Origin of the sequence: Oceanisphaera marina, from assembly GCF_014643915.1 — a bacterium.
Classification (GTDB): Bacteria; Pseudomonadota; Gammaproteobacteria; order Enterobacterales; family Aeromonadaceae; genus Oceanimonas; species Oceanimonas marina.
This window is the reverse complement of the sequence record NZ_BMKE01000019.1, coordinates 37,081-53,427: the sequence shown is the minus strand read 5'-3', so window position 1 is coordinate 53,427 and position 16,347 is coordinate 37,081. Positions and strand designations below refer to the sequence as shown.

Genomic DNA, 16,347 nt, shown 5'->3' with positions numbered 1-16,347 from the left:
CTCTTCACCCTGTTCCCTTCGCGCTTCACAGGGTTGGGTTTACTGATTATCTTCTGCCATCAGCTCGTCAATTTTGCGGTCGGCCGCATCGGCTGCGTCGTCCATTGCCTTGGTGGCTTTGTCTACCTGCTCGCTGGTGCCTTCTTTAATATCCTGAGCGGTTTCATCCAGGCTTTCACCCATTTTCTCCATGGTGCCTTTTTCTTCCAGGCCCAGCGCTTCTTTGGTGTCGTCAGCCGCTTCCCGGCTTTGTTCCTGTACCTGCTCAATAGACTCGTCCAGGTTTTCGCCGGCTTGTTCTGCAGGGCCTTTATTATCACAGGCAGCAAGACCAAAAGCGGTCACAGAGGCCAATAGCAATACATTAATCCATGTCTTCTTCATTTTCTGCTCCTCGCTGAATAGTTATTACGACCCAGGGCCGTATGTGCTTTGTACCCTGTTATTAATAGCGCACAAATGAGCACAACAACAAGTGTTTTAATTGATTTAAATGTCTTGTGTTTCTATAAATATTCATATTAATCAAAGGGTAATATTAAGTTGCGAAGCCTGCTGTCGTGATGGATGCTTAAAAACAGCCTCGGGATATGACGAACTCTGTCATTTGCCACAGGTAAATACAGTGATAAGTGAAGGGGGAAGCGAACAAGCCAACCCCGACCAAACAAAGGGCTAACGATTTTTTGCAACGGAAGAACACGGAACGCACGGAAAAATTAAGCCCCCTTTCGGCGAGCGGTAAACGTCAGTTAAAGCCTTAGGTTATACGCCGTACGCCAAGCCGAACATCGTCCTGCTTTGACTTACGGCTTATTGCATAAAGCTGATGGCGGCGATCAAGGCTGCTCTATGGTGTTTTCCAGAATTTCATTGAGACGCTGCTCTGCCTCCTGAGAAGCTTCCTCGGTGACGATGGCGATCTCTTCTTTTTGTTGCTCTATCACTTCAGGCTCGGGAGCACTGACCGTTTCGGATTGGGTTGCCGCAGCGGCTTCATCTCTGAGCTGGCTATCTGCTGCGGCCTGATTTTCCAATACCTGATCGATATTATCGCCAATATCGGCGGCAGGGCCTTTAGGCTCGCAGGCGGTCAGACCCAGTAGGGCGGTCAGCAAAACGGTAGACAATAAAGTGCGCATGGCAGGTCTCCTTGTTAATGGATAAACGATTTAAAAAAACAGGGCACCAATTATGGTGCCCTGAGGTTTTTTTTCAATACGGCTGCAAACGAGGTCTGGGTGCGTATCAGACTTACTTGCGGCGCCAGCGAGTGCCCTCGGCACCGTCTTCCAGCACTATCCCCATGGCGGTCAGCTGGTCGCGAGCGGCATCGGCGGCTGCCCAGTCTTTGCTTTGGCGGGCGTCCAGACGCGCCTGGATCAGTCGCTCTATTTCCGCTACCTCGTCATCGGCACCGGCATTGCCGCGCAAAAAGGTTTCCGGATCCTGGCTGAGCAAGCCCAGCACCCCGGCCAGCTCACGCAGACGAGCGGCCAGACCGGCGGCGGTCGCGTCGTCTTTACCCTTCAGGCGATTGATTTCACGAGTGAGGTCAAACAACACCGAATAGGCTTCCGGCGTATTGAAGTCGTCATTCATGGCGGCCTGAAAACGGGTCACGAATTCTTCGCCACCCTTGGCTGCTACTATCGGCAGATCGCGCAGCGCAGTGTAGAAACGCTCCAGGGCGCTGTGCGCCTTGTTCAGGTTGTCGTCCGAGTAATTGAGCTGGCTGCGATAGTGGCCAGACAGCAGAAAATAACGCACGGTTTCACCGTCAAAGTGCTGCAGCACATCGCGAATGGTAAAGAAGTTGCCCAGAGATTTGGACATCTTCTCCTGATCCACCATCACCATACCCGAGTGCATCCAGGTGTTTACATAGGGGCTGTGGTTGGCGCAGCAGCTTTGGGCAATTTCGTTTTCATGATGGGGAAACTGCAGATCAGAGCCACCACCGTGAATATCAAAATGCTTGCCCAGATGCTTGCCGTTCATGGCGGAGCATTCAATGTGCCAGCCAGGGCGACCCAAACCCCAGGGGGATTCCCAGCTGGGCTCGCCGGGCTTGGACTGTTTCCACAACACAAAGTCCAGGGGGCTGCGTTTGCTTTGTTCTACCTCTACCCGGGATCCGGCCTGCAGTTGTTCCAGATCCTGGCCCGACAGCTTGCCGTAATCGGCAAAACTGCTGACTTCAAACAACACATCGCCATTGCCGGCGACATAGGCGTGGCCGTCTGCAATCAGGCGCTGCACCATGGCAATGATTTCGGGAATATGCTGCGTGGCCTTGGGCTCGATATCAGGGCGGGCAATGTGCAGGGCATCAAAATCCTGATGCATGTCGGCGGTGAGTCGTTCGGTCAGTGCATCACAACTTTCGCCATTTTCGGCGGCTCGTTTGATGATTTTGTCGTCAATGTCGGTGATATTGCGCACAAAGGTCAAATCCAGACCCAGATAGCGCAAATAACGGGTAACCACATCAAACGCCACGAAGGTACGACCATGACCAATGTGACACAGGTCGTAGATGGTGACACCACAGACGTACATGCCGACCTTGCCGGGCACCAAAGGGATAAATTCTTCTTTTTGTCGGGTCAGGGAGTTATAGATTTTCAGCATGATTCCGCATCTTGGTCAGGTTGTGAGGGGTAATTACGCCACTATTGAACCTTTAATGGCAATTTGGTGCAAGCCTTGCGACTCTTGGGGGTTCGCTAACGGGACTGCTTGCGTTAAAATCGAGCTCTGAATCGACTTAATCTGGATACTGGATAACTATTATGGTCACACTGCATACTAATCACGGCGACATCACTTTGAACCTGTTTGCCGACAAGGCTCCGGAAACGGTAGCCAACTTCCTGCAATATTGCCGCGATGGTCATTACGACAACACCCTGTTTCACCGCGTTATCGACGGTTTCATGGTTCAGGGCGGCGGCTTTGGCCCGGGCTTCGAAGAAAAAGAAACACGCAAGCCCGTTAAAAACGAAGCCGACAACGGCTTGTCCAACAAGGTAGGCACGGTGGCGATGGCCCGTACCATGGAACCGCACTCCGCCACTGCCCAGTTCTTTATCAACGTCAACGACAACGATTTTCTGAACTTCAAATCTGCTACCAGCCAGGGCTACGGCTACTGCGTATTCGGTGAAGTGGTTGAAGGCATGGACGTGGTCAACAAGATCAAAGACGTGGCCACCGGCACTCGCGGCTATGTACACCAGGACGTACCGGTAGAAGATGTCGTGATCACCAATGTGACCGTTAGCGAATAAGGCAGCTTGCCGAATACGCTGCATACCCATAAAACATGCCCGCCTCGAGCGGGCTTTTTTAACCCTTTTTCAACCACGAGCCAGCCCTTGAATCAGACCACTCTGTTTATTGCCGACTTGCATCTGAGCGCCGGGCGCCCGGATATTACCGCGGCGTTTTTACGCTTTATGCAACAGGAAGCGGTGCACGCCGATGCGCTCTATGTGCTGGGGGACTTGTTCGAATTCTCTATTGGCGATGATGAGCCCAGCCCCTTGAACGACGAAGTGGCGGCCGCCTTTAAAGCCTGTGTCGAGCAGGGTACGCCTGTGTATTTTATTCATGGCAACCGCGACTTCATGGTGGGGCGGCGCTTTGCCCGACAAGCCGGTGTGACCCTGTTGCCGGAACACAAGGTGATTGACCTGTATGGTGAGCGCACCCTGATTATGCACGGTGATACTCTGTGTATTGATGATGCGGGTTATCAGCGTTACCGGCGCATTACTCGCTGGGGCTGGCTGCAATGGTTGTTTTTACGGCTGCCGCTGACCTTTCGCATGAACATTGCCGACGGTATTCGCAGTAAAAGCGCCCAGTCAAAAGAAGTAAAGGTGATGCAGGTGATGGATGTGAATCAGGCCGAAGTAGAGCGGCAAATGCAGCGCTACCAGGTACATTCGCTGATCCATGGCCACACCCACAGGCCCGCCATTCATCAACTATATATAAAACAGCAACCGGCGCGGCGCATCGTACTCGGCGACTGGTATACCCAGGGCAGCGTGCTGGTGGTCAGCCCTCAAGGGGTTGAGTTGCAAAATCGAGATTTGCCCGCAAGCTGAGGAGCCCCCATGCGGATACTGGTTGTGGAAGACAATCCGGATATTCTGGTGAATATCGTTGATTACCTTACCTTGAAACACTGCGTGGTGGATGCCCTGTATAACGGCACCGCGGCCCTGAACCAGATCCGGCAACAGGAGTATGATTTGCTGGTGCTGGATTTGTCTTTGCCGGGGCTGGATGGCCTGGCGCTGTGCGCGCAGCTGCGCGCCGAGCAAAACCCGCTGCCGGTGGTGATGCTGACCGCCCGCGATACCCTGGACGACAAGCTGGGTGGCTTTGAGGTGGGCGCCGATGATTATCTGGTCAAACCTTTTGCCCTGCCCGAGTTGTGGTCGCGTATTCAGGCGGTGCTTAAACGCAGCCAAAAACAGCAAGTCAGGCAGCTCAAGGTGGCCGATGTCACCCTGGATCTCGATCTGCGCCAGGCCTGTCGTGACGGGCAGGCCGTTAGCCTGAATCCCAAATGTTTGAAGTTGCTGGAGATCCTGATGCGCCATTCGCCCCATGTGGTGAGCCGGGAAACCCTGATCGATCAGCTGTGGGCCGATGACCCACCGGACAGCGACGGCCTCAAGTCGCATATTTATTTACTGCGCAGCCAGCTCGACAAGCCCTTCGAGCGCGCCTTGCTGCACACGGTGCACGGCCAGGGATATCGGCTGGCCGTCGAGGATAAATAACATGTCGATGACCATTAAATCACGGCTGCAACTGGCGTTGAATCTGGTAATAGTGGCCATCAGCTCGCTGGCGGCGCTAGGCATGGTGTTGCTGATCTTCTGGTTTGAAGACACCTTGTTTTACAACCACCTGCAAAGTGATTTGACTGATCAAATCCATAACCATCAAGACGTGACCACGCCGCTGGTGCTGCCGATGACGGATACCACCTACTACAAGTTACCTCGCTCCGATCAGCAACTGTTGCCAGAGATGTTTCGTGGCTACCCTCAGGGCGGGCACGAAGTGCTGTCTGCCAACAAGGCCTATAACCTGCTGGTGCGCCACGACGGGGCCTGGGTACATGTGCTGGTACAGGATCAGAGCGAGTTTGAACGCTACGAATTGCTGGTGTTTATCGGGGTCGGGTTTGGTGTCTTGCTGGTGTGGGGGCTGGGCTTTGTGCTGTCTCGGCGTTTGAGCCGGCAGATATTGCAGCCGGTATCGCGACTGGCTGCAGAAGTGGGCCGTTTGCCGCAACAGCCCGGCAGCCGGTTGGAAATGAATTATCCCAGTGATGAAACCGGGCAGTTGGCGCGCAGCTTCGATCACTATGTGTTGCGGGTCAACGAGTTGCTGTTAAGGGAGCAGCAGTTTTCTGCCAACGCCAGTCATGAACTGCGCACGCCCATGATGGTGATTCGTGGCGCGGTGGATATGCTCAAGGAAGGAGACCCCAGTGCCGCCGAACTGCGTCAGTTACAGCGAATCGACGGCGCCTTGCTGCAAATGCAGCAACAGACCGAGCTGTTTTTACAGCTTTCCCGTACTCCCGACTCCCTGTCGGGCAAAAACGACGAGCAACCGCTGGCGGATATTGTCGCTCGGCAATTGGCACACTGGCAGCCGCTGGCCGATGCCCGAGGACTTACGCTGAAGCTGGAAGTGAAGGGTGAGGCAGGGCAGCGACCCGCCACCATGATGGTTGCGGTGCTGAATAACCTGTTACGCAATGCTGTGCAGCACACTCTGCAGGGAGAAATTCGGGTGCAATTGGATGCGCATACGCTGCGGGTCAGGGATACCGGTAGTGGTATTGCCATGGATGCACAACAGCAAGTGCGTAAGCGGGGAGTGAGTGCCGCCAATCCCGCCGGCTTTGGGCTGGGGTTGGCGATTGTGGAGCGTATTTGCGAGCATCAGGGCTGGCGGTTGGCATTATCCAGCCCTGATGGCAGAGGCACTCAGGTAACGGTTTACTTTGACGAGGCCTGATTCAGCGCCAGCTTGCCCTGGCCACGACAGCGATTGAATACATCCAGTTTGGCCTGATAAAGCCCGGTCGACACATCCATCAAGCCCAGAATAGAGTCAAACAGGTTGTCGTGTGAATAGGCGTTGCTGGTGGCGGCTTGCTGCAAACAGCGGGTATCCAGTTGCTTGTCGGCCACAAAGGCGTCGGAGAACCAGGTCAGCATAGGCACATGGGTCTGCTCTGTGGGCGCCAGCGAATAGGGCATACCGTGCAGATACAGCCCGGATTCACCCAGTGATTCCCCGTGATCCGAGACATACAACATGCCGGTGCTCAGATCCTGGCGTTGCTGCAACCGCTTGATTACTTCGCTCATAATGTAATCGGAATAATACAAGGTATTGTCATAGGTATTGTTCAGCTGGCGAGCGTCGCAATTCTGGATATCGCTGCGCTGACAATCGGGCTGAAAGTGAGAGAATTCCTTCGGATAACGCTTGTAATAGGTCGGCCCGTGGCTGCCCACCATGTGCAGCACTATGATGTTGTGTTGCGCATCAAGCTGGTCGAGCTGGGCAGTTAAGCCATCCAGCAGCACCTGATCCTGGCAATAGTCCCCGTCACACACCGGATTGTTGGCATCGGGCTTGAATTCAATGGTCTTGATGCGCTCGCACACGCCTTTGCAGCCGCCGTCGTTCTCCAGCCACACGGTATTAATGCCGGCTCTTTGTACTATGTCCATCAGGTTGTCTTGATTGCTGGCCTGACTATCGGAAAAGTCCGGCTTGGACAGACGCGAAAACATGCAGGGTACCGACACTGCGGTGGCGGTGCCACAGGACGATACCTGCTGAAAATAGGTCACCCCCAGCGGCTGGGTAAAGGCATTGGTGTCTCGTTCATAGCCACCGTACTGGAAGTTGTCGGCCCGGGCGGTTTCACCCACCATCAACACCAGTAGCTGCTTGCGGTCGGCGGGTGCCTGCTGCGTGAGCGCAGCATCTTCACCCAGTGGACGATAGGGAATCTCTTCCTTGAAATAGGTATCGCGCACATAGCCATACAGGCTGTGGGTGAAGTGGGTGGGAATGATCATCTTGTTGAGGTAGGCGTTGTTTCTGCCCACCGAGGCGTAGTCTTTGTAGTAAAAGGTGGCGATGAGCACAATCACCAGCGCCGAGGCGATAATGGAGGTCAGCTTCATCAACAGTTCGCGCAGTACGGTGCTGCGTTTGATGTGCAGTTTCATAATCAGCGCCGCGGGCAGTACGCCGGTAAATACAAACCAGAGCACGGCGGGCAGGTTCAGGTAAGATTTGGCCTCACCGGAGTTGGTTTCCAGTACGTTCACTATCATGTCTCTATCGACTATGGTGCCGTAGTTGTACATGGCATAGCTGAGCAGTGACGAGAGCAGAATAAAAAATATCAACACCGGTTTTTCGCAGCGAAAAGCGGTAAACAGACTGAAGATAGCGTTGAAGCAGGCGATAAAAAACAGCGGTATGGTCAATACAAAGCCAACACTGACCTGCTCCAGCCCGTTGATGATGCCGAGCAGCTTGGCCAGCAGGGCCACATTGAGCACCAGAAAAAAATAACAGGCGCTGACTAATACCAGTCGCGCCGGTGTTAGCGAAAACATGGGCCTGGTGGGCGTGTTATCGGGGGTTGAACCTGGTGGCGATGTCGGCGCCGACGCGGAAGATAATAGGGCCATGAGCAAACTCCAGTCAGAGGTAAATGAGGGTACGTATTTCATGCTAAGGCCCAAGAGGTAAAAAAAAGGTCAAAGAGAGCGGTCTGCTTCGACCTTTTTTTCACTTGCCGTTGTGCAAACTGGATATAATCGTGCGCCTTGCGTCGAACATCATTACCGGCTTGCAGCCTGGTAAACTCACACAGTAAAAATGGAATCGCTTGTTATGAAACCAGGAAAAACAGGAGTGGCGCGCATTGTGGCTGCCGGTGGCTACTCAATGCAGGGTCTGAAGGCGGCCTATCGGCACGAGGCGGCCTTTCGTCAGGAATGCTGGTTGCTGGCAATATTGTTGCCCGTCGCCCTGGTCTGGAATGTGGGGCCGGTAGAAAAAGTGTTGCTGATCGGCAGCCTGATGCTGGTGCCGATAGTGGAGCTGCTCAACTCGGCGATAGAATCTGTGGTGGATCGAATCGGTCCTGAATACCATGAACTGTCGGGCCGGGCCAAAGACATCGGCTCGGCGGCGGTGTTGCTGACGCTGTTGCTGGCCGCCATCACCTGGGGTTTGATTTTGTGGGATTCGCTAGAGCCAGCATCCTGACTGAAGAGTTAATAAAATTAACACTGTATTAACAATTTTTATGATCTGATTTAAAGTATTCATTTCTGTTATGACAAGAGCGAATCTAGTATCTGGGTATGCGCTTGGTCCGGTTAGAAGAGCGGCGCAACTAACCCTTAGTTACTGTCATACAGGAAGGATGCCTTAACATGAAAATGCCAAACACCTTGAATATTCCCAACGGCGAAAAAGTCCAGGGTATGTTTTCCAAGCAGGAAATGGCGTCACGCCAGGCTAAACTGCGCGGCTACATGGCCAGCAACGACGTAGACGCCGTGCTGTTTACCTCTTATCACAACATCAACTATTTCAGTGACTTCGTGTACTGCCGCTTTGGCCGTGACTATGGTCTGGCCGTGACCCAGGATATTCATACTACCATTACCGCCAACATAGACGGCGGCCAGCCTTACCGTCGCAACGCCCTGGGTGACAACCTGGTGTACACCGACTGGCAGAAAGACAACTTCTTTTATGCGGTCAAGTCGCTGATTGGCGGCGCGCGTCGTGTGGGTGTGGAATTTGACCACATCAATCTGCAAAATCTGGACAAGCTCAAGGCGGCGCTGCCGGAAGCCGAATTCGTCGATATCGGTGTCCCCACCATGAAGATGCGCATGATCAAGTCGGCAGAAGAAATCGCCCTGATCAAGCAGGGTGCGCGGGTGGCCGATGTGGGCGGCGCCGCCATTCGTGACGCCATTGGCGTGGGCGTGCCGGAATACGAAGTGGCACTGGCGGGTACTCAGGCCATGGTGCGCGAAATTGCCAAAACCTTCCCCCATGGCGAGCTGATGGACACCTGGGTGTGGTTCCAGTCCGGTATCAATACCGACGGTGCCCACAACCCGGTAACCAGCCGCAAGATTGAAGCCGGTGATATTCTCAGCCTGAACACCTTCCCGATGATTGGCGGTTACTACACCGCCCTGGAACGGACCCTGTTCAGCGAGCATGTGTCCGACCGTCACCTGGAGCTGTGGGAGCTGAACTGTAAAGTACATCGCCGTGGTCTGGAATTGATTAAAGCCGGTACACGCTGCTGTGACATCGCCCATGAGCTGAACGAGATTTTCGCCGAGCAGGATGCGTTGCAGTATCGCACCTTCGGTTATGGTCACTCTTTCGGTACCCTGAGCCACTATTACGGTCGTGAAGCCGGACTGGAGCTGCGCGAAGATATTGAAACGGTACTGGAGCCGGGCATGGTGGTATCGATGGAGCCGATGATCATGCTGCCGGAAGGCATGCCGGGTGCCGGTGGTTATCGTGAACACGATATTCTGGTGATCAGCGACAGCGGAGTTGAAAACATCACCCGTTTCCCATTCGGACCAGAATACAACATCATCAAGGGTTAATGAAAAAGGCTCGCCAATCAGGCGGGCCTTTTTTGCCTGCAAGGATCAATCCGCACGATTGATGACGTCGGCTTGTTAATCATTATCTGCAGTCATCGGCAATAACCGAGACTCGTTATTGCCGAACTACTTCTGGTGAGGCCGGTGACTACCGGTGGAATCAGGGATTGTGCAACCAGCGTGAATACACGTCGCTCAAAGAGGTAGAAATTATGTTGTCTCACTCCTGGACTATGGGCAGCTTTGTTTATTTGAATGCCGCCATTCTGGTATGGGCCGTATTGGCTTATGGCTATCGACAGTTCATCCGCAAGCCCGGTCATGATGACTGAACAGCAGGGTTTGCCACTCAATAATCTGAGTTAAAGGGAATGTATGATGGATAATTATCAATGGTTGAACTGGGGTCTGTTACTGGGATCTTTTGCCGTCCTGATCTTGATCGGCTATCTGTCCAGCCGAGCTATCAAAGACAGTGATGCTTCCGGCTTTCTGGTGGCCGGGCGCAGTCTGGGCCCGTTTGTGGGGGCCGGTACCATAGTGGCCACCGGCTTTAGTGGTTGGGGGTTCATGGGCTCTCCTGGCGTAGCCTACGAGTTTGGCTCGGTAGAAGTGCTGGGTAATTTCTTTTTTGCGCCGGCCATGGTGATCGCGGTGTTGTATTTTGCGCATTTTTTGCGTCGTCGCGCCGAAGAGCTGGGCAGCTGTACCATACCCGAGTATGTCTCTCAGGTGCATGGCGGCGGTTCGGGAATGGAGCGCTGGGTAAAAGGCGTGGCCGCCGTGATCACCATAGTGCTGCTGCTGGTGTTTTTAACCAGCCAGATCAAGGCGGTGGGGCTGCTGGGTGCCTCCTGGCTGGGGATCAGCCTGAGTGAAAGTGCACTGCTGATGATATCGGTGATTATTCTTTACACCATGCTGGGCGGGCTGGCCGCCGTAGCCTGGACCGATACCCTGATGGTGATGGGGATGGGGCTGGGAGCCATTGTGATGATGGTGCAGGTGTTCAGCGATGTGAATCTGATGGAGTTTATAGAGCGCCTGAATGCGGTGGATCCCGAGTTGCTCAATCCGTCCACCGCTGCGCCTTACGGTGAAAGCAAGAGCTCGGTATTTCTGGTATTGCCTTATGCCTTCTTGTTTACCGCCGTTCTGCCCTATATGGCGGTGCGTTTTCTGGCATTCAAGCCCACGGTCAAGATGCATCAGGTGGCGATTTGGGTTGCCCCCATGGGCTGTTTGCTGAGTCTGGTGCCCATTATCGGTATGTATGTACGCATCGCGCATCCCGAACTGGCGGACTCTGATCAGGCAATGCCGGTCTATCTGGCCAACTTCCTGCACCCGGCATTGGCGGGGATCATCACGCTGTTCATTCTGTTTGCCATGAAGTCGACCGCCAACTCGTTGTTGCATACGGTCTCTAGTGCTGCGTCCCACGATTTGCGCACCGCACTGTTTCCCGATAGCAAGGCTAGCAACGAACGTATCCTGTGGATCAACCGCAGCTGGGTGGCGATTCTCGGTTTCGTCGGCTTCCTGATGATGCTGTTTGCACCGCCCTTCATGTTGTCCTGGCTGGGTATTCTTGGCTCGGGTACCTTGCTGGCGGTGATGATTGGTCCTGTGTTTATTTCTTCTTTTTGGCAGGGAAATGCCTACGGCGCCCTGGCAGCCATGTTTACCGGCCTGGTGACCAGTGGCAGCTTCCTGTTGTTTACCGACGTGGGCTGGGTAGAAGGGCCGCTCTATGGGTGTCTGGCATCCAGTGTGATCTATGTTGCTGTCAGCAAAATAACGCAAAACGTGGGCAATACCGCCATGGCTCGCAGTTATTAATCTGTTAATTACGTTGTAAGTAAAAACCCAGCCTGGCTGGGTTTTTTTATGGGTGAAAACAATTGATATGTATCATTGTTTTGGTGAATAAACTGCCGTTTCTTGTTTGTTTTGTATACTGGTGAGCTCTGGATGGATATCATTTTGCTTGGTCATAAAAACGTCATTTTAAAATGGATAATGTTTACGTTTTAAGTCAGCGTCAGCCCTTGCTTGGGCCGATATTAAAGCGTGACAGACCAAGTACGGGAATAAAACCACAAGGAAGATAAATAATGCGCAGTAAAAGGTCTGTGAGCGGTAGGAATGTTGAGTTACCCGAGGGAGTAAACATATTGTCTACCACCTCTCCAAGTAGTCATATTACTTATATGAATCAGTCATTTATTGATTTCAGTGGCTATGAAGCGCACGAATTGCAAAACCACCCCCACAATATTATTCGCCACCCGGATATGCCAGCGGCTACTTTCGAACATATGTGGGCCACCTTGAAGGGAGGAAGCTCCTGGATGGGGCTGGTCAAGAACCGTTGCAAGAACGGTGATCACTATTGGGTAAATGCGTACGTCACGCCCATTCAGCGTGATGGAAAAATAGTGGAATTTCAATCGGTGCGCACCCGTGCCGAGCCAGAGCAGATACAGGCCGCCGAACAGCTATATGGTCGGCTGCGCACAGGAAAAATGCGTTTTTCTTCACGGCCGGGGTTGAGTGGCTGGTTGGCAATGGCCAATGGTGCTTTGCTCGCCGGGGTGGTGCTGGCGCTAACAGTCTTGACGGGGGGCACCCTGGAGGTGGGGCTGGCGATGGCATCGGTGGGTGGCGCGGCGTCAATGCTGCTGAATATGGCATTATTGAGGCCGTTGCGTCGTCTGGCTGACCGTGCCCGACACTATGCCAATAACCCGCTGAGTCAGCAGGCTTATACCGGTCGTCAGGATGAGCTGGGCCAGATTGACTTTGCCTTGCAAATGGCCCAGGCCGAAGCCGGCGCCGTACTGGGCCGTTTGTCAGACGCGGCCGAACGACTGGGTAGCCACACTCGTGACTTGCAGGATGAATTGATCAGCAGTGATGGCCTGACGCTGAACCAGCAGGCCGATACCGAACAGATTGCCACCGCCATCAACGAGATGGTGCACAGCATTCAAAACGTGGCCGATAGTGCCCAACAGGCGGCAGCCGCCGCTGCACAGGCCGACCAGGACACCGAGACCGGGCGGCAACTGGTGGCAGAAACCAGTGCTTCTATTCATGTACTGGAGCAGAAAATCGAGCAGGCAGCCGGGGTGATTCATCAGTTGGAAGATCATGGCCGTGATATTTCCGTGGTGTTGGATGTGATCGGTGAAATAGCCGAACAAACCAACTTGCTGGCACTTAATGCAGCTATTGAAGCGGCCCGAGCCGGCGAGCAAGGCCGCGGTTTTGCGGTGGTGGCCGACGAGGTGCGCAATCTGGCCGGACGAACCCAGCAGTCTACCGCCAATATTCAGCAAATGATTTCGGCGCTGCAGCAGGGCACTCAGGATGCGGTGGCCGCGATGGCAACAAGTCGTGAACAGGCCCAGAACAGTGTATTACATGCCCAGCAGGCGGCCGGAGCACTGGAGGGAATAGGTCTGCGGGTAAAAGACATCACCGAGATGAATCATCAGATTGCCACGGCGGCAGATCAGCAAAGAAGCGTCAGCGAAGAAATCAACAGCAGTATCAGCAATATACGGGTAGCGGCCAACAGCCATGTCGACAGCGGACGGGACAACCGCGAACGCTGCAATGAGGTGGTCAAGCTGACGGGGGGCCTGAGAGAGCTGTTCCGCCAGTTCTGGACTCAGCGACTGAACGCCTGAATATTCAGTGCTGTTATTGGGCTTACAGTGTGTTGAGCCCGCTTTTCAGGTAATCGAGCAGCATGCGTGCGGCAGAGGAAAGGTCGTTGTTGTTATAACAAAAGCCGACCGATACGCTGCCAAGAGTGGGGCAGGGCTCATAGGTAACAGAGGCCAGCAGCCCTTCTGGCACCGTGCTTTTGGCCAACACGCTGATACCCAAACCGGCCTTGATGGCCGACTGTATGCCCAGCAGACTGGCGCTGCTGTATACGATGCGCCAGGGTAAATTGGCTTTGGTCAGGGCATCAAGAATCGATTTGCGATACAAGCATCCTTTGGGATACAGAATCAGCGGTAACGGTTCGCCGGGATCCAGCGTCAGCGTATTGCTGCGTACCCATACCAGTGGCTCCAGTATATAGTCGACAAGGCGGGGCTGGAGCAGGTTGCTTTCTTCAATGGCCATCACCAAATCGTACTGGCCCTTGTGGTAATCCTGCAACAGGGTGCTGCTGATGTCGCTGCTGACATCCAGGGTCACATTAGGGTAGGCCTGAGAAAAACGCCCCAGGGTGGTGGCTAAAAAAGACACTTCAAAATCGTTGGGAATTCCCAGGCGCACCGAGCCGGTGACCCTGGGAGTGCCGAGTCGCGACACCACGGTATCGTTCAAATCCAGCATCTTTTGCGCATAGCTCAACAGCAACTGGCCTTCTTCGGTTAGTTGCAGGCCACTGCTGCGATGAAACAGCTGAATACCCAGCAGCTCTTCCAGTCGCTTCACTTGCAGGCTGACAGCGGGTTGTGAGCGTCCCAAGCGTTCACCCGCCGGGGTAAAGCCCCCCAGCTGGTTGATGGTAACAAAGGTGCGGAGTAGATCCGTAGGCAGGTTTTTCATCGTCTATTAATACCGGTTAAGCTTATGGCTTCAGTATTAACATTAATTTAATAAATGGGGAAGACATCAATGATGGTCAGGAATGGCGGTTAGAACAGCCAAACCCGATAACCGTCGTCTTCCAGCCCCAGAATATCAATCTGGCCATAACTGCATTCCGGCCCTTTGATCATGGGCACTATCTGCCCGGTACTCTGTTCATGGCCAAAGGCAATCACACAGCTTTCGCAGGCACCCTGTATTACGCCCAGGTCCAGCAGTTTGCTGAACAAGGGGTTTAGTTGATGCTTGCTGCTGGCCAGTAATCCCGGCCAGGCGGCACCTTCTGCGGCAAAATACAGCTCACTGGTATTGCCGCGTTCATGGGCTTGCAACGCATGGGTCAGCGCATGAAAGACGCGGCCCTGCTCCTGTTCACCGGCATAGACTACAAAGGCGTGCTTCTTGTGCATTGGGTGCTCCTGGTTAACGACGTCATACGCTTTACGCCATACGCTGTAAGTGACAATACGGCGCTTATCTTTACGCACGGCGTACCGCTGTCTTCAGCGTCTGTTATTCAGATGTATTATCGGTCGGCTTTTTACGCTTGAGCGGCGCTCGGCCGTCATTCGAGCCCAGGCCGGTTCCCGTCACCAGTCGATCACTGCGGTCTTTAAAGGCTTTCTCCGGCTTCTTCGCCGGCTTGTAGGCATTTGGCCCACCTTTGCCTTTATAACCGTTGCCTTTGGGGGCCGGTCTGCCCTTGGCATGAGTCTTGTTGGCGGCGGGGCGTATGCCTTTGAATTTGCCTTCCAGCCCTTCAAAAGTCGCAAAGCCTATGTCTTGCTGCAAGAAGCGTTCAACCCGCTTGAAGGCATCCCAGTCTTTGGGGCCCACCAGCGACATGGCCACGCCTTTGGCACCGGCACGACCGGTACGGCCTATGCGGTGTACATATTCTTCGGCCTGCTTTGGCATATCGAAGTTCACGACCAGAGACACCTGCAGCAAATCCAGGCCGCGGGAGGCCACATCCGTGGTAATCAGTACCTTTTGCTGGCCGCGACTGAAGCTGTCCATGATGCGGTTACGTTCCGATTGGCTCATGTCACCACTCAGCGCCGCCGTGGTAAGCCCCTGTTCCTTCAGCAAGGCGGCCAGGCGATCGGTATCGGGACGAGTGGCGGTAAAAATAATCGCCTGCTGGTAGCTCTCGGTAGTCAGAATATGCTGCAGCAACGCCTGTTTATGATCCAGGTGATCACACAGATAAAAGCGCTTTTCAATATCGGTATGCTCGGCATTGGCGGCACCCACGGCAATGCGTTTGGGCGCTTTCAGCAGCTTGTCGGCCATCTCGTTGACTTCGGCATGGTCCAGGGTGGCCGAAAACATCAGGGTCTGGCGACGGCGATGATCGGCGGCGTCATTAATCTGATTAAGCTCTTTGGCAAAGCCCAGGTCCAGCATGCGATCCGCTTCATCCATGATCAGCAGCTCAAGGCCGTTAAGCATGAGCGAGCGCTCATTGAGGTGGTTGGCCAGGCGCCCCGGGGTGGCGACAATCACATGGGGTTGTCTGCGCAGCAGTTTGATTTGGTCGTTGAAGTTTTCACCGCCCAGCAATAGCGCAATATTGAACGAGCTGCCACTGGTGAGCGAGCGCAGTTGTTCATATACCTGTTTGGCCAGCTCGCGGGTGGGCGCCAGGATCAGCGCTCGCGGATCGCGCTTGCTCAGCGCCTTGGTTTTAATCAATCGTTGCAGTGACGGCAGCAAGAAAGCCAGGGTTTTGCCCGATCCGGTTTTGGATGATGCTATGAGATCGTAGCCAGTCAAGATGACGGGAATGGCTTTTTCCTGGATCTCGGTAGGGGTGTGTAATCCCAGATGATCCAGGGCGGCCATCAGACGGGTATCCAGACCAAGATCTTTAAACTGTTCGGGTTGTTGCGCCAAAGTACTGCTCCGATTGAAGATAAAACGTAAGGTAAAAATGAAGAAGAAACAGCCGCTATTGTATAAGACTTTTGCCCGTATGTATTGAAAAGAGCATGTGAAG

At 53.9% G+C, this 16,347-nt stretch carries 15 protein-coding genes; 8 read left to right on the top strand and 7 right to left on the bottom strand.

The annotated features are described in order from the left end of the window. Nucleotides 1-39 precede the first annotated feature (39 nt). The 3 genes from IEW52_RS11745 to cysS form a co-directional block, all read right to left on the bottom strand. On the bottom strand, nt 40-384 hold the full coding sequence (locus IEW52_RS11745; protein WP_188630269.1) for a hypothetical protein: 345 nt from the start codon (nt 382-384) through the stop codon (nt 40-42). A gap of 455 nt (nt 385-839) precedes the next feature. Continuing rightward, the gene (locus tag IEW52_RS11740; RefSeq protein ID WP_188630268.1) at nt 840-1,142 is read right to left on the bottom strand and encodes a hypothetical protein; all 303 of its coding nucleotides are present in this window, start codon (nt 1,140-1,142) and stop codon (nt 840-842) included. Nucleotides 1,143-1,254: 112 nt separating this feature from the next. Beyond that, a complete protein-coding gene (gene cysS / locus IEW52_RS11735; protein ID WP_188630267.1) occupies nt 1,255-2,634 on the bottom strand; it encodes a cysteine--tRNA ligase in 1,380 nt (459 codons plus the stop codon). 161 nt (nt 2,635-2,795) lie between these two features. Between cysS and IEW52_RS11730 the strand changes: the two genes are divergently transcribed. The 4 genes from IEW52_RS11730 (at nt 2,796) to IEW52_RS11715 (ending at nt 6,057) form a co-directional block, all read left to right on the top strand. Beyond that, the gene (locus tag IEW52_RS11730) at nt 2,796-3,293 is read left to right on the top strand and encodes a peptidylprolyl isomerase (RefSeq protein WP_188630266.1); all 498 of its coding nucleotides are present in this window, start codon (nt 2,796-2,798) and stop codon (nt 3,291-3,293) included. An 87-nt stretch (nt 3,294-3,380) separates the two neighbouring features. Beyond that, nucleotides 3,381-4,118, top strand: a complete 738-nt coding sequence (gene lpxH, locus IEW52_RS11725; RefSeq protein WP_188630265.1) for a UDP-2,3-diacylglucosamine diphosphatase — start codon at nt 3,381-3,383, stop codon at nt 4,116-4,118. A 9-nt stretch (nt 4,119-4,127) separates the two neighbouring features. Next, the gene (locus IEW52_RS11720; RefSeq protein WP_188630264.1) at nt 4,128-4,802 is read left to right on the top strand and encodes a response regulator transcription factor; all 675 of its coding nucleotides are present in this window, start codon (nt 4,128-4,130) and stop codon (nt 4,800-4,802) included. Between the two features lies 1 nt (nt 4,803). Continuing rightward, nucleotides 4,804-6,057 carry a sensor histidine kinase gene (locus IEW52_RS11715; protein ID WP_188630263.1) on the top strand — a complete coding sequence of 418 codons (1,254 nt, stop codon included), beginning with the start codon at nt 4,804-4,806 and terminating at the stop codon, nt 6,055-6,057. On the opposite strand, the gene IEW52_RS11710 is transcribed toward IEW52_RS11715, so the two are convergent. Further along, entirely contained in the window at nt 6,039-7,760 is a 1,722-nt protein-coding gene (locus IEW52_RS11710; RefSeq protein WP_229667922.1) for a phosphoethanolamine transferase, read from the bottom strand. The two genes, IEW52_RS11715 and IEW52_RS11710, sit on opposite strands and share 19 nt — an antisense overlap. A 205-nt stretch (nt 7,761-7,965) precedes the next feature. Between IEW52_RS11710 and IEW52_RS11705 the strand changes: the two genes are divergently transcribed. The 4 genes from IEW52_RS11705 to IEW52_RS11690 all read left to right on the top strand — a co-directional run bounded on the left by IEW52_RS11705 (nt 7,966) and on the right by IEW52_RS11690 (nt 13,423). Next, on the top strand, nt 7,966-8,343 hold the full coding sequence (locus tag IEW52_RS11705; RefSeq protein ID WP_188630262.1) for a diacylglycerol kinase: 378 nt from the start codon (nt 7,966-7,968) through the stop codon (nt 8,341-8,343). 170 nt (nt 8,344-8,513) lie between these two features. Continuing rightward, on the top strand, nt 8,514-9,725 hold the full coding sequence (locus IEW52_RS11700; protein ID WP_188630261.1) for a M24 family metallopeptidase: 1,212 nt from the start codon (nt 8,514-8,516) through the stop codon (nt 9,723-9,725). Between the two features lie 378 nt (nt 9,726-10,103). After that, nucleotides 10,104-11,567, top strand: coding sequence for a sodium:solute symporter family protein (locus IEW52_RS11695; protein WP_188630260.1), 1,464 nt, complete (start codon nt 10,104-10,106; stop codon nt 11,565-11,567). 275 nt (nt 11,568-11,842) lie between these two features. Continuing rightward, nucleotides 11,843-13,423, top strand: a complete 1,581-nt coding sequence (locus IEW52_RS11690; RefSeq protein ID WP_188630259.1) for a methyl-accepting chemotaxis protein — start codon at nt 11,843-11,845, stop codon at nt 13,421-13,423. Nucleotides 13,424-13,445: 22 nt separating this feature from the next. Here the strand turns inward: IEW52_RS11690 and IEW52_RS11685 are convergent, their stop codons facing one another. From IEW52_RS11685 to IEW52_RS11675, 3 genes are all read right to left on the bottom strand, one after another. Further along, nucleotides 13,446-14,303 carry a LysR substrate-binding domain-containing protein gene (locus IEW52_RS11685; protein ID WP_188630258.1) on the bottom strand — a complete coding sequence of 286 codons (858 nt, stop codon included), beginning with the start codon at nt 14,301-14,303 and terminating at the stop codon, nt 13,446-13,448. Between the two features lie 89 nt (nt 14,304-14,392). Continuing rightward, nucleotides 14,393-14,755 carry a hypothetical protein gene (locus IEW52_RS11680; protein ID WP_188630257.1) on the bottom strand — a complete coding sequence of 121 codons (363 nt, stop codon included), beginning with the start codon at nt 14,753-14,755 and terminating at the stop codon, nt 14,393-14,395. A gap of 103 nt (nt 14,756-14,858) precedes the next feature. Then, complete coding sequence (locus tag IEW52_RS11675; protein ID WP_229667920.1) at nt 14,859-16,244, bottom strand: DEAD/DEAH box helicase; 1,386 nt, start codon at nt 16,242-16,244, stop codon at nt 14,859-14,861. Nucleotides 16,245-16,347 lie beyond the last annotated feature (103 nt).

Bases quoted from the DNA above. Each gene is read 5' to 3' on its own strand.
- IEW52_RS11715 (WP_188630263.1), top strand. From the start codon at position 4,804: ATGTCGATGACCATTAAATCACGGCTGCAACTGGCGTTGAATCTGGTA.
- IEW52_RS11690 (WP_188630259.1), top strand. From the start codon at position 11,843: ATGCGCAGTAAAAGGTCTGTGAGCGGTAGGAATGTTGAGTTACCCGAG.
- IEW52_RS11685 (WP_188630258.1), bottom strand. From the start codon at position 14,303: ATGAAAAACCTGCCTACGGATCTACTCCGCACCTTTGTTACCATCAAC.
- IEW52_RS11705 (WP_188630262.1), top strand. From the start codon at position 7,966: ATGAAACCAGGAAAAACAGGAGTGGCGCGCATTGTGGCTGCCGGTGGC.
- IEW52_RS11730 (WP_188630266.1), top strand. From the start codon at position 2,796: ATGGTCACACTGCATACTAATCACGGCGACATCACTTTGAACCTGTTT.
- IEW52_RS11745 (WP_188630269.1), bottom strand. From the start codon at position 384: ATGAAGAAGACATGGATTAATGTATTGCTATTGGCCTCTGTGACCGCT.
- IEW52_RS11720 (WP_188630264.1), top strand. From the start codon at position 4,128: ATGCGGATACTGGTTGTGGAAGACAATCCGGATATTCTGGTGAATATC.
- IEW52_RS11710 (WP_229667922.1), bottom strand. From the start codon at position 7,760: ATGGCCCTATTATCTTCCGCGTCGGCGCCGACATCGCCACCAGGTTCA.
- IEW52_RS11700 (WP_188630261.1), top strand. From the start codon at position 8,514: ATGAAAATGCCAAACACCTTGAATATTCCCAACGGCGAAAAAGTCCAG.
- IEW52_RS11680 (WP_188630257.1), bottom strand. From the start codon at position 14,755: ATGCACAAGAAGCACGCCTTTGTAGTCTATGCCGGTGAACAGGAGCAG.
- cysS (WP_188630267.1), bottom strand. From the start codon at position 2,634: ATGCTGAAAATCTATAACTCCCTGACCCGACAAAAAGAAGAATTTATC.
- IEW52_RS11740 (WP_188630268.1), bottom strand. From the start codon at position 1,142: ATGCGCACTTTATTGTCTACCGTTTTGCTGACCGCCCTACTGGGTCTG.
- IEW52_RS11695 (WP_188630260.1), top strand. From the start codon at position 10,104: ATGGATAATTATCAATGGTTGAACTGGGGTCTGTTACTGGGATCTTTT.